This window comes from Ruegeria sp. G7 (genome assembly GCF_056535465.1).
Window position 1 is genome coordinate 1,482,122 of the sequence record NZ_JBQFIL010000001.1, and the last position, 22,506, is coordinate 1,504,627.

Here is a 22,506-nt window from a genome sequence, read left to right on the forward strand (position 1 = left end):
CTCCTGCGGCGCGGCATGCCACCGCATACCGTTTGCACAGCCTGTACCGATTGCGCTAAACCGCTGCGAGACACGCCTATTCGCGGATCACCCTATGTTCGAAATGAATCTGATGTTTTTTGCGGTGGCGATCCCGGCGGTGATCTTTGCCGGTATATCGAAGGGCGGTTTCGGCTCGGGCGTGGCCTTCGCGTCATCCTCGATTCTGGCGTTGATCCTGACGCCAGGGCAGGCTTTGGCGCTGATGCTGCCGATCCTGATGGTGATCGATGTTGCCACGCTGAAACCCTATTGGAAACGCTGGAGCTGGCCGGATTCCCGCCTGCTGATCCTGGGCGGGGTGCCGGGGGTTGCGCTGGGCGCTTGGTTTTATCGTGTCACGGATGACGACCTGCTGCGGCTGCTGATCGGAGGAATCTCGGTCGGCTTCGTTGTGTGGCATGTGGGCCAGTCCAGGGGCTGGATCCGTGGCTTTGCAAACCGCCTGCCGCCCCCGGCTGGTTTGTTCGCGGGGCTGGTTGCGGGGTTCACCAGCTTTGTCAGTCACGCGGGCGGGCCGCCCGCCGCCGTCTATCTGTTGTCCCAGCGCCTGTCCAAGACGGAGTTTCAGGCCTCGACCGTGCTGGTCTTCTGGGTGATCAACGCGGTGAAGTTCGTGCCCTTCGCCTATCTGGGCCTGTTCACATGGCACACCGCGCTGGCTGATCTTATGCTGACCCCCTTCGCCATTCTTGGCGCATGGCTGGGCGTCCGGGCGCATTTCATGCTGTCCGAACGCCTGTTCTTTGGTATCGCTTATGTGTTGCTGACATTGACCGGCACGAAACTGATCTGGGACGCCCTGACCTAAGCGTTGGGCGGTAGGGCCTCGGTCAGCGCCTCAAAGGACCGCCCTGAGGCGATCAGGCAGGTCAGCCCATCGGGCAGGGTCACGGTGATCGTCCAGCTTCCGCTCTGGTCCGACGCAAACACCTCCATCACTGCACCTTGACGGGCGATGCCGATGCTGCGGCGGGTCTCGCCATAGGTTTCGATCAATCGCTTTATCACGTCGCTTCGCGGCGCGCAGTTCTGTGCACTGACCTGCTGCGCAGCCAGTACCATGATCCCCAGACCGATTGTCATCTTCAGCAGTATTTTCTGCATCTCACACCCCATTCGTTTTCATCGCAAAAACAGGGTGCAACCGACAAAGCGATATCGCGTTAAGGCAACGCACGTTGCGTCACGGCACTGAAATGCTGCGCTGCGGCGATTTTGCGCTTGAACTTTCCGTCAAAAAATGTCCCATTCCGCGCAACATTATTTCTTTGGGAGAAGCCAATGGACCCGCGCCAGCGTCCTTATCGTTCCGTTCTCTATATCCCCGGCTCACGGGACCGCGCGCTGGACAAAGCCCGCAGCTTGCCGGTGGATGCGATCATCTTTGACCTTGAAGATGCGGTGGCCGCGGACGAAAAAGACAACGCACGCGAAACGCTCAGGGCTGCGCTGGCTGCAGGCGGCTATGGGGCGCGGGTCAAGATCGTGCGCATCAACGGGTTGGACACAGAATGGGGCCGGGCCGATGCCGAAGCCGTGCGCGACATGGACGCCGATGTGGTGCTGCTGCCCAAGGTGAGCGCGGCCGCCGATGTGGATGCGCTGGCGGCGATCACGGGCGATCTTCCGATCTGGGCGATGATGGAAACCCCACGCGGCATGCTGAACGCAGCCGAAATCGCGGCGCATCCACTGATGGCAGGCTTTGTCATGGGTACGAATGATCTGGCGAAAGAACTTCAAACCCGTTTCCGCCCCGACCGCTTGCCGATGATGACCTCGCTGGGCCTGTGCCTGCTGGCGGCCAAGGCCGAAGGGCTGATTATTGTCGATGGTGTTTATAATGCCTTCAAGGACACCGACGGGCTGGCCGCCGAATGCGCACAGGGCCGCGATATGGGCTTTGACGGCAAGACGCTGATCCACCCCGCACAGGTCGATGTCGCCAATGCAGCCTTCGCGCCATCAGAGGTTGAGATCGACCTGGCCCGCCGCCAGATCGCCGCTTTCGAGGAAACCGAAGCGCGTGGGCAAGGCGTGGCTGTTGTCGATGGCAAAATTGTTGAGAACCTTCACGTTGTAACTGCCCGCGAAACTCTGGCAAAAGCAGAGGCGATAACAGCATTGCAAGCGGGGTAAGCCAGCATGGGCTTTGTTCTTCTGATCCTTGGTGTGGCGCTTTGGTGGGCCGCACATCTGTTCAAACGTGTGATGCCCGAACGGCGCGCGGCCATGGGCAACGCGGGCAAGGGCGCGGTTGCGCTGGCGCTGGTCGCGGCGATCTTGCTGATGATCTTCGGCTATCGCATGACCGATTTCGTCTATGTCTGGGCACCGCCGACCTTCCTGATCCACCTCAACAATCTCTTGATTCTGTTCGCCTTCTTCCTCATGAGCCCTGCTGGCCAGAAGGGGCGCGTGCTGCACAAGCTGCGTCACCCGATGCTGGGCGGCTTCAAACTCTGGGCCTTTGCGCATCTGCTGGTGAATGGTGATCTGGCGTCGATCATCCTGTTCGGTGGCTTGCTGGCCTGGGCCGTGGTCGAGGTCATCGTGATCAACAAATCCGAACCTGACTGGACTCCGGGCGAACCCGGCACCTATGGCAAGGATGCGATGTTCTTTGTGGGCTCGATCGTGCTGTTGGGTGTTGTGGGCTATATTCACGGGCTGGTCGGCCCATCCCCGTTTGGCGGGTAAGGGGCGGATAACATGGCGAAACTTTATCGTTTGCTGACCGAGGAAGACACCTCGGCCTTCTGTCACAAGGTCTCGGACGCGCTGGCAAAGGGGTGGGATCTGTACGGTGACCCCTCATACGCCTTTGACGCGGCCAACAACGTCATGCGTTGCGCGCAGGCTGTGACCAAAGAGGTTCAGGCCGACTACACAGCAGACATGAAACTGGGACAACAATAATGGCAAAAACCAATCCGGGTAACTTCTTCGAGGATTATTCCATCGGGCAGGTGCTGCACCACGCAGTCCCGCGCACTGTGACGGATGGCGAGCGCGCTTTGTACCACGCGCTCTATCCCGCCCGACATGCGCTCTATTCCTCGGACGAGTTCGCCCGGAATTGTGGCCTGCCGCAAAGCCCGATCGATGATCTGGCGGCGTTCCATGTGGTCTTTGGCAAAACCGTCCCCGACATCTCGCTGAACGCGGTCGCCAATCTGGGCTATGCCGAGGGGCGCTGGCTGCAGCCGGTCTATCCCGGCGACACCTTGCGGTCGGAATCCGAGGTGATCGGGTTGAAACAGAACTCCAACGGGAAAACCGGCGTGGTCTGGGTGCGCACGCGCGGGCTGAACCAGCGCGATGAGGCGGTCATTGAGTATGTGCGCTGGGTCATGGTGCGCAAATCGAATTTGGATGCACCTGCGCCTGATACGGTTGTACCCGCATTAAAACAGGCGCTGGATGTTGGTGATCTGGTAGTGCCCGCGGGGCTCGATCTTTCGAACTACGATTTTGTGCAATCCGGCGAGGCGCATCGCTGGGGCGACTATGAGGTCGGAGAACAGATCGACCACGTTGATGGCGTCACTGTTGAAGAGGCCGAGCACATGCTGGCCACGCGCCTGTGGCAGAATACGGCCAAAGTGCATTTCGACCTGACGTTCCGCCCCGAGGGTCGGCTGATTTATGGCGGCCACGTGATCTCGATGGCGCGGGCGCTGTCGTTCAACGGGCTGGACAACGCGCAGATGATCGTGGGACTGAATGGCGGCGCGCACGCCAACCCCTGTTTCGCGGGTGACACGATCAAGGCATGGTCCGAGGTCTTGGGCAAGGCAGAAACAGGCGTACCGGGCGTCGGGGCTGTGCGCCTGCGGTTGGTAGCGACCAAAGGCGGAGAACCGTTTGCCCTGCGCAACGAGGATGGCAAATATCTGCCCGGCGTGTTGCTGGATCTGGACTATTGGGCGCTGATGCCGATGTAACCCCGCTGACATTCAATTGATCGCGGTCCGCGAAATCCGTGATACGCTGGTCGCATGATGATGGTGCGCGCGTTTGTGGCCAGTCTCTGTCTGGCCTCGCAGGCTTATGCCTGTGATTTGGCTTTGGCTTTGGCGGTTGACGTTTCCGGCTCGGTCGATTCCGAGGAATATCGTATCCAGATGGATGGCCTGGCCGCCGGCCTGCGCGATCCCATTGTATCCGAGGCGCTGGTACGTGGGCAGGCTCAGCTGATGCTGGTGCAGTGGACCGGCAGTTCGCGCCAGCGGGTCACTATCCCATGGACCCGGATCGACAGCTTCGCAACCTTGGACAGCTTCGCCGAACAGGTGGCTAACGATCCGCGCGTGTGGCGCAATTTCTCGACTGCGATCGGCGAGGCGCTTGAAATGACAATCTCGCATTTTGACAGTGTTGCGGACTGTGCCCGTCACCTGATCGATCTGTCCGGCGACGGGATTTCCAACGAGGGTGTCGAGCCGGTGAAACTGCACCCCAAACTGCGGGATCGCGGAGTGACCGTGAACGCCATTGCCATTGAAGAAAGCGAACCCGACCTGACCGCATATTTCTTTGAGAATGTTATCGTGGGCGAGGGTGCCTTTGTCGTCTCGGCCGCTGGATTCGCCGATTACCCCGAACGTATCCGCAAAAAATTGCTGCGCGAAGTGACGCAGCAGACGGCGGACCTGAATCGCGGTCGTCACTAGATTCGTGATCACATAGCTTTTCCCTTGAAAACGCTAACATTGACGGCGCCGAATGCGATTTGTGATCACGCAAAATGTGGTCGTGATCACAAACAGATTTTATCGCACGATTTGCGCTGGATTTAACGCTTTTTGCACCTGCAGCGCGTGACAGTGTCGCAAAAAACAGTAAAACGTTCGGTAGCCAACCGAAAAGGAGCCGCCATGGCCGATGTAAATCGGGGCAATCGCCCGCTTTCGCCGCACCTGTCGATCTATCGTCCTCAGTTGACGTCGGTCACGTCCATCCTGACCCGTATTACCGGAAATGCGCTCATTGTTGCGGCACTCCTGATCGTCTGGTGGTTTCTGGCCGCAGCGACCTCTCCCGAAGCGTTCGAACGGGCGAACTGGTGGCTCACCTCGGTGCTGGGCGATCTGGTGATGGCGCTGTCGCTTTGGGGGCTGTGGTACCACACACTGGCCGGTGTCCGGCACCTGATCTGGGACAATGCGGTGGGGCTGGATCTGCCGACTGCGATGAAGCTGGGCTGGGCGGTTGTTATCGGCTCGGTCGTTCTAACCCTGCTCACCCTGCTGATTGTCGCGTAAAGGAGTTTACTTATGCGTTATCTGACGGACCGCAAACGCGCGACGGGTCTTGGGTCGGCCAAGGCAGGTACTGCTCATTTCTGGCGGATGAAGGTCAGCTCGGTGGCTTTGCTGATCCTTGTTCCGCTGTTCATCTTCACATTCGGCCCGGTACTGGGTCAGCCGTATGACGTGGTGTTGGACTATTACTCGCGCCCGTTCCCGGCGATTGTTGCCGCGCTGACTCTTGTGGTCAGCATGAAACACTTTGCCGAAGGCGCGCAGGTGATGCTTGAGGATTATGTCCACGGGACCATGGAAAAAGTCTTGATCATCCTGACGACTTGCCTGTCGTACGGCGCGGCCGCGGCTGGCCTCTTCGCCATCGCGCGCATTGCCCTTTAATTCCCGGAGCTGAAAGAAATGGCTGCTTACGAATACGAAACGCATGAATATGACGTGGTCGTTGTCGGTGCCGGTGGGGCCGGGCTGCGCGCCACGCTGGGCATGGCGGAACAAGGGCTGCGTACGGCCTGTGTGACCAAAGTGTTTCCGACCCGCTCGCACACGGTCGCCGCGCAGGGCGGGATCGCCGCGTCGCTGTCGAACATGGGCCCGGATCACTGGCAATGGCATATGTACGACACTGTCAAGGGCTCGGATTGGCTGGGTGACACAGACGCGATGGAGTATCTGGCGCGTGAGGCCCCCAAGGCCGTTTACGAGCTTGAGCACTATGGCGTGCCGTTCAGCCGCACCGAAGAAGGCAAGATCTATCAGCGCCCATTTGGTGGGCACACAACGGAATTTGGCGAAGGTCCCGCTGTGCAGCGCACCTGCGCGGCTGCGGACCGGACAGGCCACGCCATCCTGCACACGCTGTATGGCCAGTCGCTGAAAAACAACGCCGAGTTCTATATCGAATACTTTGCCATCGACCTGATCATGTCCGATGATGGACAGTGTCAGGGCGTCGTTTGCTGGAAACTGGACGACGGCACGATGCATGTCTTCAACGCCAAGATGGTGGTGCTGGCGACTGGCGGTTATGGCCGCGCCTATTTCAGCGCGACCTCGGCCCATACCTGCACCGGTGATGGTGGTGGCATGGTGGCCCGCGCGGGTCTGGCCCTTCAGGACATGGAGTTCGTGCAGTTCCACCCGACCGGCATCTACGGCTCGGGCTGTCTGATCACCGAAGGGGCCCGGGGCGAGGGCGGTTACCTGACAAACTCGGAAGGTGAGCGGTTCATGGAGCGTTATGCGCCCCAGTACAAAGACCTCGCACCGCGCGATTATGTCAGTCGTTCGATGACCATGGAAATCCGCGAGGGCCGCGGGCTCGGGGAGGACGGTGATCACATTCACCTGAACCTGAGCCACCTGCCCGCCGAGGCACTGGCCGAGCGTCTGCCGGGTATTTCGGAATCTGCACGGGTCTTCGCTGGGGTCGACGTGACCAAGCAGCCGATCCCGGTTCTGCCGACAGTTCACTACAACATGGGTGGTATCCCAACGAACTATTGGGGTGAGGTTCTCAACCCGACCGAGGACAATCCCACCGCTGTGGTCCCCGGCCTGATGGCCGTCGGTGAGGCCGGGTGCGCGTCGGTCCACGGGGCGAACCGGCTTGGGTCGAACTCGCTGATCGACCTTGTGGTCTTTGGCCGTGCGGCGGCGATTCGGGCCGGCAAGGTCGTGGATGCGGATGCACCCAATCCGGTGCTGAATCAGACATCGGTCGACAAGGCGTTCGACCGGTTTGACGCGGTGCGCAACGCAAGCGGTACGGTTCCGACGGCCGATCTGCGGCTTGAGATGCAAAAGACCATGCAGTCGGATGCGGCTGTGTTCCGGACGTCGAAAACCATGGCTGAGGGCGTCGAGAAGATGACTGCCATCGCTGCCAAGATGGACGACCTGAAAGTCTCGGACCGCAGCCTTGTCTGGAACAGCGACCTTATGGAGTCGCTGGAACTGACCAACCTGATGCCAAGTGCGCTGGCCACTATTGTCGGTGCAGAGGCCCGCAAAGAATCCCGCGGCGCACACGCGCATGAGGATTTCACCGAGCGTGACGACGAAAACTGGCGAGTGCATACCGTCAGCCGGGTCGAGGGCAACAAGGTTGACCTCAGCTATCGCCCTGTCATCGTTGATCCGCTGACCACCGAAGATGAAGGTGGCATCAGCCTTAAAAGAATCGCGCCCAAGGCGCGCACGTTCTAAGGAGAGGAACTTATGGTACAACTGACCCTCCCCAAGAATTCCCGGATTACGACCGGAAAAACCTGGCCCAAACCCGAAGGTGCGACCAACGTGCGCAAGTTCCAGATTTATCGCTGGAACCCGGATGATGGGCAAAATCCGCGTGTCGACACCTATTTCGTCGACATGGACACCTGCGGCCCGATGGTTTTGGACGCGCTGATCAAGATCAAGAATGAGATCGACCCAACCCTGACCTTCCGTCGGTCGTGCCGTGAAGGGATCTGTGGGTCCTGCGCGATGAACATCGACGGGATCAACACGCTGGCCTGTATCTATGGGATGGACGAGATCAAGGGCGACGTGAAGATTTACCCGCTGCCGCACATGCCCGTGGTCAAGGACCTGATCCCCGACCTGACGCATTTCTATGCGCAGCACGCCAGCATCATGCCGTGGCTGGAAACCAAGACCAACCGCCCGGCGAAGGAGTGGAAGCAGTCCATCGAAGATCGTAAGAAGCTGGACGGTCTGTATGAATGCGTCATGTGCGCAAGTTGCTCAACCTCGTGCCCCAGCTATTGGTGGAATGGCGACCGCTATCTTGGCCCCGCCGCACTGCTGCACGCCTACCGCTGGATTATCGACAGCCGTGATGAGGCCACAGGTGAGCGACTGGATGAGCTTGAGGATCCCTTCAAGCTGTATCGCTGCCACACCATCATGAATTGCGCCAAAACCTGCCCCAAGGGTCTGAACCCGGCCAAAGCGATTGCTGAGATCAAAAAGATGATGGTCGAGCGGGCTGTGTAACCACAGTTCAGATCGAAGAAGAAATCCGGGGCTGAAGCGCCCCGGATTTATTCGTGTTCTGCGGGTATTGAATGGCTGGAGAACAGCAATGCCCCAAACACCAATCAAGGTTCTGACTGTCGCATCGATCAGTGCTCTTTCCGCATGTAGTGGATCGAACAGCAGTCGAGCTGAGTTCGCCTTTAAGCAAGTGGATTGCGCCAGCCAAGCCGGGATTGAGGGGTCTTTTACCACCCAGTACGTCCTTCAGAATGGGAAGCAAACCGAAGTCTTTGTTCCCGGAAATGGTGTGACTGACGCGCAAGCCGCGAAGGCAAATGCCTGCATGGCTGCATAACCCTTGCAAAGCATCGGGCTGGCAGAGGTATCTGCTGGCCTTGTATGTATTTTGAGCATACCCCGCCTGCAAAAAGATCTGATGTGTCCGGCGTCCGGTCCGAATATCTTTGCGTTGGGGAGGAGTGATGACACATTACGGGATCACTTCGATGAGCGCAGACAAAAAGAAAACCGATGCGGCCAAAGCCCTTGAGCTCCTGGAACAGGCGTGGGCTTATTACACACCCGAACCTAAGGTCCCAGCTTTCGAGGACGCGCCGGAGTTGTTCGAATACGCGCGTGCCGCCTAAAACCTCTGTCCGGTCTTGAAAAACGGCTGCCAATCGGCAAAGCAGAAGGATGCCAGTCCTTCTGCTTTTGCTTGCTGCCGGTGTTATTGCCTACTTCTATTGGCGCTCCCGAACCTCGTCGCTGACGCGCGAATGCCGGTGGCGACAGCACCGCGATGCGCATCAATGGCGCTGCAGTTTCTGTGGTGCCGTTTCACAATCAGATGAAGAACCCACGCGGTGCCTCAAGGGGCAGGGCTGATATCCAACGAACCTTTGCGCTGATTGACTTTGAGCGAGCTCCGGGTGCCGGTGGGTACCTTGCAAACCTGCTCACCCAGATAAACTGATATTGTGTGACGCTCCGCTCTTGCCACTACGACGACCGCGAAACAGGACCTGACAAAGGATGTGGAAGATAACTTGGCGCACTTAGCCTGCGCATCCGAATGGATGCAGCGTGGTGAGGTACCCCGTATGTCCTAAAACTATGACCTGTTATGTAAAAGAAGAAGCGTTATCCAAAGCGCCAGCAGTCAGCTTTGACGCGCATCTGATGCGAGCGGGACCCTTGTCTAGGGGGAGCATTCCAAGCACTCTTGAGTTTTTTCCGATTTGAGTGGCTTTAAATCGCCACATGGTGCACGCGTTGTGATCGGTTAAGTCTGTTTCTGTATGGCTTTGGGCTTTTACGTCATCACGAACTAGGCCAATCTCGAGCCATGACAGATTCTCAGAACACCCCTCAACCGCCGAATGACGCGGACGCCCGCCGTGCGGTCGCGCCTGTTATTTGCTACCCCACCGATGGGTTGCCCAAGCCCCCTCTGGCGCTGTACCAGGCGGCTCGGGAAACGGCGCAAAAAACAGACGAAGTGTTGGTTCCAGCGCGTGACGCGCGCTGTTTCCAAGTGCCTGCGGGGCATTTCTTTCGCATCACCTCGGTCGAGGGGCCGCAGGTTGGCGACCTCAATCTCTGGAATCTGAATGACCTGTCCGAAAGATTCTATTCTGGCAAGACACGTGCGCTGCATGGCACGCATCTGACAACGGGCGAGCAGATGTGGTCGAGCTTTCCGCATATGCGCCCGATGGCGACCATCGTTGCGGATACGCTGGGCTGGTATGGCATCGATGCGTTCGGCGGTTCGGTCCATGATGTGATTGGTACCCGCTGCGATCCATATACAGGCAATTTGCTTGCCGGGACCCAGTACCATCATTGCTGCCATTCAAACCTCACCCGTGCTTTTGCAGATCATCTGGCCATCCCGCTGGACGAGGCGGAACCGGCCGTACATGATGTTCTGAACGTGTTCATGTGTACCGGGTTCACCCGTGATACCGGTCAGTACTTTATGAAGGCCTCGCCTGTTCGGCCTGGTGACTATCTGGAATTCTTCGCCGAGATTGATCTGCTGGGGAATCTCAGTGCCTGCCCGGGTGGTGACTGCTCATCCGAGCATTCCTCGGATACCGCGCCGTGCCACCCTTTGCTGGTCGAGGTTTTCGCGCCTGCCGATGGCGCATTGGCGGGCTGGAGCAGCCCTGCGCGCAATGCTTATGATCGCACGCATGGGCGTTAGTGTTTGGGCGTGTCACGTGGTTGGGAAAGCCGCCTCAAGCGCGATCTCGACCATGTCGCCAAAGCTGCGTTCTCGATCAGATGACGGCAGCGCTTCGCCAGTCAGGAGGTGGTCCGAGACCGTTAGGACCGCCAACGCTCGGCATTTATGGCGCGCCGCAAGGATATAAAGCTCGGCCGCTTCCATCTCGACACCCAGAACACCGTGGCGCACCATTTGCTCGTTCAGGTCCGGGCGTTCGTCATAAAAGACATCCGAGGAATAGATACCGCCGACATGGGTACGCGTGCCTTTGGTTTCTGCCGCCCGTGCCGCGGCCTGCAGCAGGCCCCAATCCGCGCAGGGGGCAAAGTTCAGCTCTTTCAGGATGCCGCGCGATGGGGTGCTTAGCGTGGTCGACGTCATCGCGAGGATGACATCCCGCACATTGACGCTGTCCTGCATACCTCCGCAGGACCCGATGCGAATAAGCGTTTTCGCCCCGTAATCCCGGATCAATTCGTTAACATAGATTGAGAGCGAGGGCATACCCATGCCGCTGCCCTGAATGGTTACCGCATTGCCATTCCAGGTGCCGGTAAATCCCAGCATGCCACGTACGTTATTGACCTGTCTTACGTTTTGCAAAAATGTCTCGGCTGCCCATTTTGCCCTATAGGGATCGCCCGGCAAAAGAACGGTTTCGGCAATTTCACCTTTTTCGGCGCCAATATGTATTGTCATTTCCGCAAATGCCCCGGTTCAGATTTCAAGGTCTGCAAGATCGGTGCCGGCATCCAGCGCATCATGCACCCAGCGCGGTTTGCGACCCCGACCTGTCCAGGTTTGTTCGGCATTGTCGGGGTTACGATATTTCGGCTTGGCTTTTGGTGTCTTCCCGGACTTCGGGCCGTCTGACGACAATTCAGACAGTGAAAACCCGAATTCAGCAGCCGCTTTTTCCGCAGCTTTTAATGCTTCTTTACGTTCGCGTGCCTCGGCGCGCTTCATTGCCTTTTCGATGTCATTACGCAAATCGATGAGTTCTTTGCGCGACATTTTTTCAAGATCAATTGCCATTCTTTTTCCCGTCCGATTTAATCCCAAGGCGCTGGCTTTGGTAAATCGAAATTGGGAAATGGTCTATTGCTTTTTTCGGCTTGGTCTGGGTGCCCTTACTCTGCAGCCATATTTTTTGGGTCGGCCAGCGTAACGATATCGTCCATGATGGCGTTTAGCTCGAAATTCTTGGGCGTATAGATTTTGGCGACGCCCATGGCGCGCAGCGCATCGGCATCTTCATCGGGGATGATCCCGCCGACGACCACGGGGATGTCGCTCAGGCCTTCTTCGCGCAGGCGGTTCATCACGTCCTGTACCAGAGGCAAATGGCTGCCTGACAGGATAGACAGACCGATGACATGCGCGTTGTCTGCGCGTGCGGCGGCGACAATCTCTTCGGGTGTCAGGCGAATACCCTCATAACTGATATCCATGCCGCAATCGCGGGCGCGGAAGGCGATCTGTTCGGCCCCGTTGGAATGCCCGTCCAGCCCCGGCTTTCCGACCAGAAACTTCAAGCGACGCCCCAGCTTGTCACTGACGGCGTCAACCGCGGCGCGCAGATCGTCCAACCCTTCGGTCTTGTTCGAGACAGATCCTGAAACGCCGGTCGGGCCTCGGTAAGTTCCGTAGGCCTTGCGCATTTCCTCGGCCCATTCGCCAGTGGTGACGCCCGCCTTGGCCGCAGCGATGGATGGGGCCATCACATTCGCCCCGGTCGCCGCTGCTGCGCGCAGGTCCTGCAGAGCTGCGGCAACGGCGGCTTGGTCGCGCCCCGCGCGCCAGTCATTCAGGCGCCCGATCTGGTCCTGCTCGACGGCGGGGTCGACCACCATGATGCCGCCATCTTCGGTCTGCAGGGGCGAGGGCTCACCCTCGGTCCATTTGTTTACTCCGACCACTATCGTCTCATTGCGTTCGATCCGGTTCAGACGCTCGGCGTTCGAATCCACCAGCCGCGACTTCATGTATTCGATCGAGGCGACGGCGCCGCCCATCGACTCCAGATTTGCCAGCTCTGCCCGAGCGCCTTCCTTGAGTTCCTCGACTTTGGCATCAACCGCCGGATTTCCATCGAACAGGTCGCCATATTCCAACAGGTCGGTTTCATAGGCCAGAATCTGTTGCATCCGCATCGACCATTGCTGATCCCACGGGCGCGGCAGGCCAAGCGCCTCGTTCCATGCGGGCAATTGCACGGCGCGGGCGCGGGCTTTCTTGGACAGAGTCACGGCCAGCATCTCGATCAGGATGCGATAGACGTTGTTTTCGGGCTGCTGCTCGGTCAGACCCAGAGAATTCACCTGGACGCCATAGCGGAATCGGCGGAACTTAGGGTCCTCGACGCCATAGCGCTGTTGCAGGATTTCATCCCAAAGGTCAACAAAAGCGCGCATTTTGCACATTTCGGTAACAAACCGGATGCCCGCGTTCACAAAGAATGAAATCCGCCCGCACAGCGCCGGGAAATCCTCGGCAGGGACACGGGGGCGCAGTTCGTCCAGAACGGCGATGGCCGTAGCCAGCGCATAGGCCAGTTCCTGTTCGGGCGTCGCGCCGGCCTCTTGCAGGTGATAGGAACACACATTCATCGGGTTCCATTTCGGCACGTTGGAATAGCAATATTCGGCCACATCCGCGATCATCTTCAACGACGGTTTCGGCGGGCAGACATAGGTGCCGCGGCTCAGGTATTCCTTGATCAGATCGTTCTGAACCGTTCCCTGCAGCTTGGACACATCCGCGCCCTGTTCCTCGGCAACGGCGATATAAAGCGCCAGCAACCATGGCGCTGTCGCGTTGATCGTCATCGAGGTGTTCATCTGCTCCAGCGGGATTTGGTCGAACAGCATCCGCATGTCGCCCAGATGACAGACGGGGACACCCACCTTTCCGACCTCACCGCGCGCCAGCGTGTGGTCGCTGTCATACCCGGTCTGGGTCGGCAGGTCGAAAGCCACCGAAAGCCCGGTTTGCCCTTTCGCCAGATTGGCACGATAGAGCGCGTTCGACGCTTGGGCGGTCGAATGCCCGGCATAGGTTCGGATCAGCCAGGGGCGGTCTTTCTGCGTCTGCGTCATCGGGTGGGCCTCGTGGGTCAGTGAGCAACAAAATTACGTCAATAGGTGATAAATAGCAATTTTCAGCATATGTCAATTCGCTGCGTCGCGGCATAACAGGGTTTCTTCAGATTGTGAGCGATCCAGATTGATGGCACTGTGCGCAGATGACTCAGACCGTGGAACTACCGCTTTGGCTGTTTGTGCTGATCGTGCTGTTTGCCGCGGTCACTTTCGCTTCGCATTTCTTGTTCCCATCGGTGCGGTGGTTTTTTCGCCGCAGGCTCGAACGCGCTGTGGCGCGTCTGAACAAGCGGCTGCAGCGTCCGATCCAGCCGTTCAAGCTGGCTGGTCGGCACGATATGATCCAGCGGCTGATCTATGACCCGCAGGTCAGCAAAGCGGTGCAGCAGCATGCCAAGCAGGAAGGTGTGCCTGATGCGGTGGCATCGGAACTGGCGCGGCGCTACGCCCGCGAGATCGCTCCGTCATTCTCGACTGTGGCCTATTTCAGCGTGGCGATCCGATTTGCCCGGATCCTCAGCAATGCGTTTTACAATGTCCGGCTCAGCTACGAGGACAAAGCGGCGGTGGACAACATCGACCCGGATGCTGCGGTTATCTATGTCATGAATCATCGCAGCAACATGGACTATGTGTTGATCACCTATCTGGCGGCGGATCATTCCACCCTGTCTTATGCGGTTGGTGAATGGGCGCGGGTCTGGCCACTCAGTCGGCTTATACGTGCGATGGGCGCATATTTCATCCGGCGCAAATCGGGCAGTGATCTTTATCGTCAGGTGTTGGCCAGCTACGTGCGCCACGCTACCGAAGCGGGTGTGACGCAGGCGATATTCCCAGAAGGCGGGCTGAGCCTGAGCGGCAAGCTGGGGCGTCCCAAGTTGGGGTTGCTGAAATACATGGTCGATGCGGCGGACCCACAGGGCCACGATGTGGTGTTTGTGCCGGTCGCGCTGAACTATGACCGCGTGCTGGAGGACACGGTTCTCACTGCCGCTGCCAAGGACACCGAACGGCGTTTTCGCGCCCGTATCGGTGTTATCACGCTCTGGACCCTGAAACAGATCTGGCGGCGGATCACCGGGCGATACAAACGCTTCGGCATGGCCTCTGTGCGGTATGCAAAACCGATCTCGCTGCAGGAATTTCGCGCAGCGCATGGCCGCGATCTGACCACCGATCTCGCGCGCGAATTGATGCGCCGGATCGGCGCTGCGACGCCCTTTGTTCCATTGCCAGCGGCCTGTCGCCTGATCCAGCAGGAAGGCGAGATGACAGAAGAGACGCTTCGGGCGCGTTTGCAGGAACAGGGTGGGCCTGAGACGGTCGGGGATGAGGCCGTGGATGATGCGATCAATCAATTGGTCGAACGCAGGATTCTTCTGCGCGAGAACGGTACGTTACGTCCGACCGGGCAGCGGCCCGAGTTGTTGGCTTATTATGCAGCAGCCTCTGAACCGGCCCCGCCGTCGCGCGATGATGCAGGCGCAGCAAGCATTTCTGCGACTGCTGGGTCATAAAATTACAAAAAACATATCAAAAACTGTTGCATTATTTCGTGACGGCCAATATTCCATCTTGTGACAGCCGCGATTCTGCGGCGCGGCAATGGATGAGTTATAGGAGGCCAGCATGGCTTTGGACGTCGACAGTGGCATCGCGTCGTACGATGCGCCCGAAAAAGACCTCTATGAGATGGGAGAGATCCCTCCGATGGGATATGTCCCCAAGCAGATGTATGCGTGGGCGATCCGCCGCGAGCGTCATGGTGAACCTGACACCGCAATGCAGCTTGAGGTGGTCGACGTTCCCAAGCTGGACAGCCATGAGGTGCTGGTTCTGGTGATGGCCGCCGGCGTTAACTATAACGGCGTCTGGGCTTCGCTGGGCAAGCCGATCAGCCCGTTTGATGGTCACGGTCAACCTTTCCATATCGCGGGTTCGGATGCCTCGGGCATTGTCTGGGCCGTGGGTGAGAAGGTCACGCGCTGGAAAGTTGGCGATGAGGTCGTGATCCACTGCAATCAGGACGATGGCGACGACGAACACTGCAACGGTGGTGATCCGATGTATTCGGACAGCCAGCGCATCTGGGGTTATGAGACGCCGGACGGGTCTTTTGCGCAGTTCACCAATGTGCAGGCCCAGCAGTTGATGCCGCGCCCGAAACATCTGACATGGGAAGAAAGCGCTTGTTACACGCTGACGCTGGCCACCGCGTACCGGATGCTGTTCGGGCATGAACCGCATGATCTGAAACCCGGTCAGAACGTTCTGGTCTGGGGCGCATCGGGTGGTCTGGGGTCGTATGCGATCCAGTTGATCAACACGGCGGGCGCAAACGCGATCGGTGTGATCTCGGACGAAAGCAAGCGTGATTTTGTCATGGGGCTGGGGGCCAAGGGCGTCCTGAACCGTAAGGATTTCGACTGCTGGGGTCAGCTGCCCACGGTGAACACCCCGGAATATGCTGAATGGTTCAAAGAGGCCCGCAAATTCGGCAAGGCGATCTGGGACATCACCGGCAAGGGTGTGAATGTCGACATGGTATTCGAACACCCCGGCGAAAGCACCTTCCCCGTCTCGACCTTCGTGGTGAAAAAGGGCGGCATGGTCGTGATCTGCGCTGGTACTACCGGCTATAACCTGACCTTCGACGTGCGGTATATGTGGATGCACCAGAAGCGCCTGCAGGGATCGCACTTTGCCCATCTCAAGCAGGCGGCTGCGGCGAACCAGCTGATGGTCGAGCGGCGTCTGGACCCCTGCATGTCCGAGGTGTTCAGCTGGAAGGAGCTGCCCGAGGCGCATATGAAAATGATGCGGAACGAACATAAGCCCGGCAATATGTCCGTGCTTGTGCAGGCGCCGCACACTGGCATGCGGACTCTGGATGAGGTTCTGGCGGCGCGCGATTAACCCGCGCGACTTAAACTCTGCAATCTTGCGCCCGCGCGACCTGCCTTAGTCGCGCGGGTGTTTTGCGTTTATGGCGTCGGTAGTCTTATCAAGGGCTTAGTATCCCATGACCCACTATTTTTGGGGAGTAGAAAGCAGTGAGTAGGCTGAAATAGTCTCCGCATGATATGGTTATGTTAACCCTTCGTTAACTATTTCGGGGACACCCTGATGGCGCAAAATGAGTGGATACTGGACGTATTGTCGGACCTCAACGCCTTTGCGGTGGCGAATGGTTTAACTGCGCTTGCCGAACAGCTTGATGACACCAGGTTGATCGCTGCGGCCGAGATTGCGTCCTTGAAAGACGAGGCACGCGCGCGCGCGAATGGCAACACAATTCGACTTGAGCCGGATCCTCGAGGATTTGGAAAGCACCAGCACGCTTGAAGAGCTGACCAGCGTTTCGGTCCAGCTAAGGGACCGGCTGAATATTGATCATGTCACATATCACTGGGTGGATGGGGCCGGTGATCAATATGGTTTCACCACCTATTCAGATGCATGGGATGCGCGATACCGCGACAGAAACTACCATCGTATTGATCCGGTAATACTGGGGTGTTTTCAACGCTTTCACGCCGTGGACTGGAAGCAGCTGAACTGGTCAGGGAAAGCAGTGCGCGCCTTTCTGGAGGATGCACTTGCACACGGTGTCGGCAACCAAGGTTATTCGATCCCGCTCCGCGGCCCGAGCGGACAGTTTGCCCTGTTCACTGTAAACCATACTTGCGATGATACGGCTTGGCAGGCTTTCATCACAGCCTATGGTCGCGATCTGATTCTGGTCGCGCATTTCCTGAATCGCAAAGCGCTGGAATTCGCCAAAAATCGGCAGCCTGAAACCGTGCGCGGGCTTTCGCCACGCGAGATTGATGCGATGACGCTTTTGGCGCTGGGCTATAGCCGCGCGCAGGTGGCGCATTCACTTTCGATTTCCGAGCATACTCTGCGCGCTTACATCGAAAGTGCGCGATCAAAACTTGGCGCGCAGAATACGACCCACGCCATCGCCACCGCGCTCAGCCGGGGCTTAATAGTCGTTTAATCACCGTACGTTGCTCTCATCGTAAATTAACCACGTGTTCGTACCCCCTTTGTTCCAAATGGACGACAAGGGGAACACGTCATGTTGCGTTATTTGTATGCGGACGAGCTGCATAAATTTCCAGTTTTGGCCAAGGGGATGTTTCGGGACCGGGCCGATCAGTTCAAAACTCGCCTGGGCTGGGACGTTAAGGTGAATGAAAAGGGCGAGGAGCGGGATCAGTATGATGATCTGAATCCGCTCTATGTGATCTGGGAAGAGGCGGATGGCAGCCATGGCGGCTCGATGCGAATCCTGCCGACCACTGGCCCGGTGATGGTGAATGAGGTGTTCGGCCATCTGACCGGCGGCAGCCCGATCAGCAGCCCGATGATCTGGGAGGTGACGCGCTTTTGCCTCTCGCGCACCGCCAGCGCCCATACGGCTGGGGCGATCATGCTCAGCGGTGGCGAGGTGATGGAGGGGTTTGGCCTGACCCATATCGCTGGTGTCTTTGATGCGCGCATGATCCGGATCTACCGCATGATCGGCTCATCGCCGGTGGTGCTGGGTTCGGAAGGGTCCGGCCGGGATCAGATTTCGGTGGGTCTGTGGCCTTATTCGGCGGACGATTGCAACCGCGTCGCGGCCCGCGCGGGCATCCCGCGCGAGCTGTCTCGCCTGTGGTTCAAGACCGCCTTTGGCAGCGGCGCGCAGCATCGGTTTGCAATGTCGGCCTAAATCGCATTCGGTGTCTGGTGGCGGGCGGCGCGTCCCTGTAGGGTCGCGCCATGTCCTTGCCCCAAGTCACCTTTTCCGAAGATCAGGCAGCCGCTTTCGACAACATCGCCGAGATGCTGCGCAGCGCTGGTGTCGACCTCCACGACGATGCCTTGCTAAAGCTGCCGGGCGGGGGGCAATCGGGCGTCATGGCGGTGATCGGCAAGGCGGGGTCGGGCAAAACCCTGCTGCTGGCCGAGCTTTACAAGGCGCTGGCCGAGTCCGGGGTCAACCTGATCTCGGGTGATTTCGAAAGCCGCAAATCGCGCGACAAACGCAGCCTCGCGATCCTTGCGCCGACCAACAAGGCCGCCAGCGTGTTGCGCCTGCGCGGGGTGCCTGCGACGACCATTCACCGCATTCTCTATACCCCGGTTTACGATCCGGAATATGAGCGCATTGCCGAGTGGCTGGCGGGCAATGATGAACGCCCCGAGATCGAAGGCCTGACCGACGAGGCGCTGGATCGGGCGGCTGCCTTCTATGCCAACAACAAATCCATCCCCGGCGCGCTGGCCGCTGCCGGATTACGCGGGTCTGATTTCATCACCGGTTGGAAACGGCGCGAGGAGCCTCTGGATATTGGCTTTGTCGATGAGGCCTCGATGCTGGATGACCGGCAGTTCGACGATTTGAAAGAGATTTTCCCGACGCTGCTGCTGTTCGGCGACCCGGCGCAGCTGGCGCCTGTGAACCAATCCGGGTCGATGGTGTTCGATACCCTGCCCGAGCCGCGCAAGCAGATCTTGCATCGGGTCCATCGGCAGACGGCGGACAACCCGATTCTGGACCTTGCCCATGCGCTGTCTGATCCGGCGATGGGGTTCGAGGATTTCGAACGTCTGATCGAGGACACCGCCCGCAAGGATGACCGCGTGGTCTGGGGCCAGCGGGTCGAGGTTGATCTGATGGCCCGCAGCCCGGTTCTGGTCTGGCGCAACGCCACCCGGATTCGCCTGATTCAGGCCTTCCGCAATGTCCATGGCGCGCCCGAGACCGAGTTGCTGGAGGGCGAGCCGCTGATTTGCGACGGCATCGAACTGCCTTTGAAACATCGCAAGAAACGGCTGGATCTAGAGGCGCGTGGCCTGATCAAGGGCGCGCAGGTCATCTATCTGGGCCCCGGTCGCAAGCCGGGGTTTTCGCGCCTGCACGTGATGGGGGCCGAAGACCCGCAGGTCAGCGCGGCCTCGATCGTGCAGATTGAAAAACCGGACGAAGAGGAGCCCTTCATTCCCTACGCCGCCCGCATGGGGGCGACGTTCCTGCATGGCGCAGCAGTGACGATCCACAAGGCGCAGGGATCGCAATGGGACACAGTTCAGGTGTTTGCCCCGGATATCTACGCCGCCGCCCGCATGGGCCGGACCGAGGCGGGGCAGCCGCTGTGGAAACGTCTGGCCTATGTCGCCATAACCCGTGCGCAAGAGCGGCTGGTCTGGGTGGTGCGCAATCGGTTGTCGAAGCCGACGCACCCGCTGCGCGTTGATGACCTGCGGGCCGTGGCCGCGCCATCGCTGACATTGGAGGCGGAAGAGACATGAAAACGATCATCGTCACCGGGGCCAGCTCGGGCATAGGTCGCGCGACGGCCGAGTTGTTTCTGGCCGAAGGCTGGTGCGTCGGCCTGCTGGCGCGCAGCGCAGACAAGCTGCACGTGATGGCCAAAGGGTGGGACAATGCGATCCCGCTGGTCGCGGATGTGACCGACCCGGATGCGGTGAACCGCGCCTTCCAGACGTTCACCACGAAAGCCGGTCGGCTGGATGTCCTGTTCAACAATGCGGGTATCTTCGCGCCCGGTGGCACCATTGACGAGATCGCGCTGGAGGACTGGTTCAGCTCGGTCAATGTGAACCTGAACGGGATGTTCCTGTGTGCTCGTGCGGCCTTTGGCGCTATGCGGGCACAGCAGCCGCAGGGTGGGCGGATCATCAACAACGGCTCGATTGCCGCCCATGTGCCGCGCCCCAACTCGGTGCATTATTCGGCAACCAAACACGCCATCACGGGGCTGACGCGCAGCCTGTCGCTGGATGGGCGCGCGTTTGGTATCGCTTGTGGTCAGATCGACATTGGCAATGCTCGCACGCCGATGGTGCAGGCCCTGGTCGACAGCACCATCGCAGCGGGGCGCACACCTGACCCGACCATGGATGTTGCTGACGCGGCGCGGTCGGTGTTGCACATGGCGCAGTTGCCGCCCGAGGCGAATGTGCAGTTCATGACGGTGATGGCCACGACCATGCCCTATATCGGTCGCGGATAGCGCCTAGTTTTCCCGCAACAGCCGGAATGCCGTCGACGCCCCCCAGCCGGCGGCTATGGCGATGGCCAGCGACATCAGCCCGTACCAGATCGGCTGCTCGCGGGACATATTATACAGGAACCGCTCCAGCCCGACCTTGCGGACGTCGATTGCGGTCTCAAGGCTCGACACTACGTTGCCGCCGCGGGTCAGGAAGATACGAGCGGTATAGTCGCCCTCGGTCAGGTCCGAAGGCATATCGATCGAGGTGCGGAACAGGGTTTGTTCGTCCACCGCCACGGTGTTTTCGCGGATCGAATACAGCCCTTCATGTTCGCGGATGCGAATGACCGCAGCCGAGAAATCCTGTGCGCTCTCAATGCTCATGTCTGCGCCGACTGATCGGATGGCGCGTTCGACGGACACTTTGTACCGCAGGTCCTCGGTATTGGTCAGCACCTCATCAAACGGTGCGCTGGTGGCGACCGCGTAGAAGCTGGGGGCCAGATCGACGACAAGACTGTCGGTGTTCACCCAGATGCCGAACTTCTTTTCCTTGCGGCGCACCGTGACAGGTTCGGATGGGCCCACGACCGAGACGATCACCTCAAGCGGCGGGCCTTCGGGGATCGGGGCTTCGCGTTTGACGGCGCCGAAGACCAGAATCTCTGAGCCGTCAAAATTGGCGGTGATCGAAACCCGGTCCTGAGACAGCCCCAGAACAACCTGTTCCTCGGCGGCGTAAACCGGCAGGCAGATCAGACAGAGGGCGGCGATCAGGCGCAACATCTCAGTGCCCCCCCGCATCGCCCAGCGAATACAGTTCCGCCGGTTGCAGGAGCAGGTCCAGCGCCAGTTTGCCGCAGACCACCAGCACCAGCGCGGCCAGCAGCACCCGCAGCTGTTCCGCTGGCATCCGCGCGCCAATCACCGTTCCGATCTGCGCGCCCACAACGCCGCCGACCAGCAGCAGAACAGCCAGCACCACGTCGACCGTATAGTTTGTTGTGGCGTGCAGCATGGTGGTAAACGCCGTCACAAAGATGATCTGAAACAGCGAGGTTCCGACCACGACCTTGGTGGGCATTCCCAGCAGATAGATCATCGCAGGCACCATGATAAATCCGCCGCCGACGCCCATGATCGCCGACAGGATGCCGACGAACAGCCCCACCATGACCGGCGGAATGACCGAGATATAAAGCCCCGAAGTCCGGAACCGCATCTTGAACGGCATTGCGTGAATCCATCCGCGCTGACGACGCTTTGGCGGGGTACCGCCACCCTTGCGGGACTTGCGCAGCGCATTCAGGCTTTCGACAAACATCAGGCTGCCGATGACGCCCAGAAAGACCACATAGCAAAGCTTGACCAGCAGATCGACCTGTCCAAGGCTTTTGAGATAGTTGAACAGGACCACACCCAGCGCCGCCCCGATCAGCCCTCCGATCAGCAGCACCGTTCCCATCTTCAGATCGACCGTTCGCCGCCTGAAATGGGCCAGAACGCCCGAGAAGGACGAGGCGACGATCTGGTTGGCTTCGGTCGCAACGGCAACTGCTGGCGGAATGCCGATGAAGAACAAAAGCGGCGTCATCAGGAAGCCGCCGCCGACCCCGAACATGCCCGATAGGATCCCCACCATGCCGCCCAGCCCAAACAGCAGAAACGCGTTCACGGAGACTTCGGCAATCGGGAGGTATATCTGCATGACTTCTTCTAAACGGGACAGGCCGCGCCGCGCAACGGAGCAGAACCGGTGATAACGTAAAACTCAACAGGCGTAGCACGCGCAACAACTTGGGCCTTGGATGCCGGGGCTGCAAAGCTGTGGCGGGGCATGTCCATACCCCCTTAGAGCGGTT

General features: G+C 59.2%; 25 protein-coding genes. 19 read left to right on the forward strand and 6 right to left on the reverse strand.

Annotated features, from left to right (window positions below; translation table 11 throughout):
• Positions 1 to 94: 94 nt before the first annotated feature.
• Positions 95 to 850 carry a sulfite exporter TauE/SafE family protein gene (locus tag ACR3EN_RS07440; RefSeq protein WP_480823567.1) on the forward strand — a complete coding sequence of 252 codons (756 nt, stop codon included), beginning with the start codon at positions 95 to 97 and terminating at the stop codon, positions 848 to 850.
• On the opposite strand, the gene ACR3EN_RS07445 is transcribed toward ACR3EN_RS07440, so the two are convergent.
• Entirely contained in the window at positions 847 to 1,146 is a 300-nt protein-coding gene (locus ACR3EN_RS07445; RefSeq protein ID WP_480823569.1) for a hypothetical protein, read from the reverse strand. The genes ACR3EN_RS07440 and ACR3EN_RS07445 overlap by 4 nt on opposite strands.
• A 177-nt stretch (positions 1,147 to 1,323) precedes the next feature.
• Here ACR3EN_RS07445 and ACR3EN_RS07450 point away from each other — a divergent pair, with 177 nt between their 5' ends.
• The 11 genes from ACR3EN_RS07450 (at position 1,324) to ACR3EN_RS07500 (ending at position 10,503) form a co-directional block, all read left to right on the forward strand.
• A complete protein-coding gene (locus ACR3EN_RS07450) occupies positions 1,324 to 2,181 on the forward strand; it encodes an HpcH/HpaI aldolase/citrate lyase family protein (RefSeq protein WP_480823571.1) in 858 nt (285 codons plus the stop codon).
• Between the two features lie 6 nt (positions 2,182 to 2,187).
• A complete protein-coding gene (locus ACR3EN_RS07455; RefSeq protein WP_480823573.1) occupies positions 2,188 to 2,742 on the forward strand; it encodes an NnrU family protein in 555 nt (184 codons plus the stop codon).
• A 12-nt stretch (positions 2,743 to 2,754) separates the two neighbouring features.
• Complete coding sequence (locus ACR3EN_RS07460; protein WP_480823575.1) at positions 2,755 to 2,961, forward strand: DUF1737 domain-containing protein; 207 nt, start codon at positions 2,755 to 2,757, stop codon at positions 2,959 to 2,961.
• Complete coding sequence (locus ACR3EN_RS07465) at positions 2,961 to 3,989, forward strand: MaoC family dehydratase (RefSeq protein ID WP_480823577.1); 1,029 nt, start codon at positions 2,961 to 2,963, stop codon at positions 3,987 to 3,989. Before ACR3EN_RS07460 ends, ACR3EN_RS07465 begins: the two co-directional genes overlap by 1 nt.
• A 60-nt stretch (positions 3,990 to 4,049) precedes the next feature.
• Complete coding sequence (locus ACR3EN_RS07470) at positions 4,050 to 4,718, forward strand: DUF1194 domain-containing protein (protein ID WP_480823688.1); 669 nt, start codon at positions 4,050 to 4,052, stop codon at positions 4,716 to 4,718.
• Between the two features lie 204 nt (positions 4,719 to 4,922).
• A complete protein-coding gene (sdhC, locus tag ACR3EN_RS07475; RefSeq protein ID WP_480823581.1) occupies positions 4,923 to 5,309 on the forward strand; it encodes a succinate dehydrogenase, cytochrome b556 subunit in 387 nt (128 codons plus the stop codon).
• Positions 5,310 to 5,321: 12 nt separating this feature from the next.
• Entirely contained in the window at positions 5,322 to 5,693 is a 372-nt protein-coding gene (gene sdhD / locus ACR3EN_RS07480; RefSeq protein WP_480823583.1) for a succinate dehydrogenase, hydrophobic membrane anchor protein, read from the forward strand.
• 18 nt (positions 5,694 to 5,711) lie between these two features.
• Positions 5,712 to 7,517 carry a succinate dehydrogenase flavoprotein subunit gene (sdhA, locus tag ACR3EN_RS07485; protein ID WP_480823585.1) on the forward strand — a complete coding sequence of 602 codons (1,806 nt, stop codon included), beginning with the start codon at positions 5,712 to 5,714 and terminating at the stop codon, positions 7,515 to 7,517.
• Between the two features lie 12 nt (positions 7,518 to 7,529).
• Positions 7,530 to 8,309 carry a succinate dehydrogenase iron-sulfur subunit gene (locus ACR3EN_RS07490; protein WP_480470895.1) on the forward strand — a complete coding sequence of 260 codons (780 nt, stop codon included), beginning with the start codon at positions 7,530 to 7,532 and terminating at the stop codon, positions 8,307 to 8,309.
• Positions 8,310 to 8,797: 488 nt separating this feature from the next.
• Positions 8,798 to 8,938: a hypothetical protein gene (locus tag ACR3EN_RS07495; protein ID WP_480823587.1), complete on the forward strand. Its 141-nt coding sequence runs from the start codon at positions 8,798 to 8,800 to the stop codon at positions 8,936 to 8,938.
• Positions 8,939 to 9,639: 701 nt separating this feature from the next.
• Positions 9,640 to 10,503, forward strand: coding sequence for an urea carboxylase-associated family protein (locus ACR3EN_RS07500; RefSeq protein ID WP_480823589.1), 864 nt, complete (start codon positions 9,640 to 9,642; stop codon positions 10,501 to 10,503).
• A gap of 12 nt (positions 10,504 to 10,515) precedes the next feature.
• On the opposite strand, the gene deoD is transcribed toward ACR3EN_RS07500, so the two are convergent.
• From deoD to ACR3EN_RS07515, 3 genes are all read right to left on the reverse strand, one after another.
• The gene (gene deoD, locus ACR3EN_RS07505) at positions 10,516 to 11,226 is read right to left on the reverse strand and encodes a purine-nucleoside phosphorylase (RefSeq protein ID WP_480823591.1); all 711 of its coding nucleotides are present in this window, start codon (positions 11,224 to 11,226) and stop codon (positions 10,516 to 10,518) included.
• Between the two features lie 18 nt (positions 11,227 to 11,244).
• Entirely contained in the window at positions 11,245 to 11,562 is a 318-nt protein-coding gene (locus ACR3EN_RS07510; protein WP_480823593.1) for an H-NS histone family protein, read from the reverse strand.
• Between the two features lie 95 nt (positions 11,563 to 11,657).
• A complete protein-coding gene (locus ACR3EN_RS07515; protein WP_480823595.1) occupies positions 11,658 to 13,625 on the reverse strand; it encodes a methylmalonyl-CoA mutase family protein in 1,968 nt (655 codons plus the stop codon).
• Positions 13,626 to 13,771: 146 nt separating this feature from the next.
• Here ACR3EN_RS07515 and ACR3EN_RS07520 point away from each other — a divergent pair, with 146 nt between their 5' ends.
• The 7 genes from ACR3EN_RS07520 to ACR3EN_RS07550 all read left to right on the forward strand — a co-directional run bounded on the left by ACR3EN_RS07520 (position 13,772) and on the right by ACR3EN_RS07550 (position 20,662).
• Positions 13,772 to 15,148: a 1-acyl-sn-glycerol-3-phosphate acyltransferase gene (locus ACR3EN_RS07520; protein WP_480823597.1), complete on the forward strand. Its 1,377-nt coding sequence runs from the start codon at positions 13,772 to 13,774 to the stop codon at positions 15,146 to 15,148.
• Between the two features lie 112 nt (positions 15,149 to 15,260).
• The gene (gene ccrA, locus ACR3EN_RS07525) at positions 15,261 to 16,547 is read left to right on the forward strand and encodes a crotonyl-CoA carboxylase/reductase (protein WP_480823599.1); all 1,287 of its coding nucleotides are present in this window, start codon (positions 15,261 to 15,263) and stop codon (positions 16,545 to 16,547) included.
• Positions 16,548 to 16,757: 210 nt separating this feature from the next.
• Positions 16,758 to 16,976 carry a hypothetical protein gene (locus ACR3EN_RS07530; protein WP_480860229.1) on the forward strand — a complete coding sequence of 73 codons (219 nt, stop codon included), beginning with the start codon at positions 16,758 to 16,760 and terminating at the stop codon, positions 16,974 to 16,976.
• The gene (locus ACR3EN_RS07535) at positions 16,915 to 17,634 is read left to right on the forward strand and encodes a helix-turn-helix transcriptional regulator (RefSeq protein ID WP_480823601.1); all 720 of its coding nucleotides are present in this window, start codon (positions 16,915 to 16,917) and stop codon (positions 17,632 to 17,634) included. Before ACR3EN_RS07530 ends, ACR3EN_RS07535 begins: the two co-directional genes overlap by 62 nt.
• Before the next feature lie 81 nt (positions 17,635 to 17,715).
• Positions 17,716 to 18,354, forward strand: a complete 639-nt coding sequence (locus tag ACR3EN_RS07540) for an acyl-homoserine-lactone synthase (protein ID WP_480823603.1) — start codon at positions 17,716 to 17,718, stop codon at positions 18,352 to 18,354.
• 50 nt (positions 18,355 to 18,404) lie between these two features.
• The gene (locus ACR3EN_RS07545; protein ID WP_480823605.1) at positions 18,405 to 19,937 is read left to right on the forward strand and encodes an ATP-dependent DNA helicase; all 1,533 of its coding nucleotides are present in this window, start codon (positions 18,405 to 18,407) and stop codon (positions 19,935 to 19,937) included.
• A complete protein-coding gene (locus ACR3EN_RS07550) occupies positions 19,934 to 20,662 on the forward strand; it encodes an SDR family oxidoreductase (RefSeq protein ID WP_480823607.1) in 729 nt (242 codons plus the stop codon). Before ACR3EN_RS07545 ends, ACR3EN_RS07550 begins: the two co-directional genes overlap by 4 nt.
• A 3-nt stretch (positions 20,663 to 20,665) precedes the next feature.
• Here ACR3EN_RS07550 and ACR3EN_RS07555 read toward each other — a convergent pair whose 3' ends face one another.
• Together ACR3EN_RS07555 and ACR3EN_RS07560 are read right to left on the reverse strand one after the other, a co-directional pair.
• Positions 20,666 to 21,430: a TIGR02186 family protein gene (locus tag ACR3EN_RS07555; protein ID WP_480823609.1), complete on the reverse strand. Its 765-nt coding sequence runs from the start codon at positions 21,428 to 21,430 to the stop codon at positions 20,666 to 20,668.
• Position 21,431: 1 nt separating this feature from the next.
• On the reverse strand, positions 21,432 to 22,352 hold the full coding sequence (locus ACR3EN_RS07560; protein WP_480823611.1) for a sulfite exporter TauE/SafE family protein: 921 nt from the start codon (positions 22,350 to 22,352) through the stop codon (positions 21,432 to 21,434).
• Positions 22,353 to 22,506: the final 154 nt, after the last annotated feature.

Coding starts and splice junctions, on each gene's coding strand:
- ACR3EN_RS07550 (WP_480823607.1), top strand. CDS start 19,934: ATGAAAACGATCATCGTCACCGGGGCCAGCTCGGGCATAGGTCGCGCG.
- ACR3EN_RS07560 (WP_480823611.1), bottom strand. CDS start 22,352: ATGCAGATATACCTCCCGATTGCCGAAGTCTCCGTGAACGCGTTTCTG.
- ACR3EN_RS07495 (WP_480823587.1), top strand. CDS start 8,798: ATGAGCGCAGACAAAAAGAAAACCGATGCGGCCAAAGCCCTTGAGCTC.
- ACR3EN_RS07510 (WP_480823593.1), bottom strand. CDS start 11,562: ATGGCAATTGATCTTGAAAAAATGTCGCGCAAAGAACTCATCGATTTG.
- ACR3EN_RS07530 (WP_480860229.1), top strand. CDS start 16,758: ATGGCGCAAAATGAGTGGATACTGGACGTATTGTCGGACCTCAACGCC.
- ACR3EN_RS07455 (WP_480823573.1), top strand. CDS start 2,188: ATGGGCTTTGTTCTTCTGATCCTTGGTGTGGCGCTTTGGTGGGCCGCA.
- ACR3EN_RS07450 (WP_480823571.1), top strand. CDS start 1,324: ATGGACCCGCGCCAGCGTCCTTATCGTTCCGTTCTCTATATCCCCGGC.
- ACR3EN_RS07540 (WP_480823603.1), top strand. CDS start 17,716: ATGTTGCGTTATTTGTATGCGGACGAGCTGCATAAATTTCCAGTTTTG.
- ACR3EN_RS07460 (WP_480823575.1), top strand. CDS start 2,755: ATGGCGAAACTTTATCGTTTGCTGACCGAGGAAGACACCTCGGCCTTC.
- ACR3EN_RS07440 (WP_480823567.1), top strand. CDS start 95: ATGTTCGAAATGAATCTGATGTTTTTTGCGGTGGCGATCCCGGCGGTG.
- ACR3EN_RS07545 (WP_480823605.1), top strand. CDS start 18,405: ATGTCCTTGCCCCAAGTCACCTTTTCCGAAGATCAGGCAGCCGCTTTC.
- ACR3EN_RS07535 (WP_480823601.1), top strand. CDS start 16,915: ATGGCAACACAATTCGACTTGAGCCGGATCCTCGAGGATTTGGAAAGC.
- ACR3EN_RS07555 (WP_480823609.1), bottom strand. CDS start 21,430: ATGTTGCGCCTGATCGCCGCCCTCTGTCTGATCTGCCTGCCGGTTTAC.
- sdhA (WP_480823585.1), top strand. CDS start 5,712: ATGGCTGCTTACGAATACGAAACGCATGAATATGACGTGGTCGTTGTC.
- ACR3EN_RS07515 (WP_480823595.1), bottom strand. CDS start 13,625: ATGACGCAGACGCAGAAAGACCGCCCCTGGCTGATCCGAACCTATGCC.
- ACR3EN_RS07520 (WP_480823597.1), top strand. CDS start 13,772: ATGACTCAGACCGTGGAACTACCGCTTTGGCTGTTTGTGCTGATCGTG.
- ACR3EN_RS07500 (WP_480823589.1), top strand. CDS start 9,640: ATGACAGATTCTCAGAACACCCCTCAACCGCCGAATGACGCGGACGCC.
- ACR3EN_RS07490 (WP_480470895.1), top strand. CDS start 7,530: ATGGTACAACTGACCCTCCCCAAGAATTCCCGGATTACGACCGGAAAA.
- ccrA (WP_480823599.1), top strand. CDS start 15,261: ATGGCTTTGGACGTCGACAGTGGCATCGCGTCGTACGATGCGCCCGAA.
- ACR3EN_RS07470 (WP_480823688.1), top strand. CDS start 4,050: ATGGTGCGCGCGTTTGTGGCCAGTCTCTGTCTGGCCTCGCAGGCTTAT.
- ACR3EN_RS07445 (WP_480823569.1), bottom strand. CDS start 1,146: ATGCAGAAAATACTGCTGAAGATGACAATCGGTCTGGGGATCATGGTA.
- ACR3EN_RS07465 (WP_480823577.1), top strand. CDS start 2,961: ATGGCAAAAACCAATCCGGGTAACTTCTTCGAGGATTATTCCATCGGG.
- deoD (WP_480823591.1), bottom strand. CDS start 11,226: ATGACAATACATATTGGCGCCGAAAAAGGTGAAATTGCCGAAACCGTT.
- sdhD (WP_480823583.1), top strand. CDS start 5,322: ATGCGTTATCTGACGGACCGCAAACGCGCGACGGGTCTTGGGTCGGCC.
- sdhC (WP_480823581.1), top strand. CDS start 4,923: ATGGCCGATGTAAATCGGGGCAATCGCCCGCTTTCGCCGCACCTGTCG.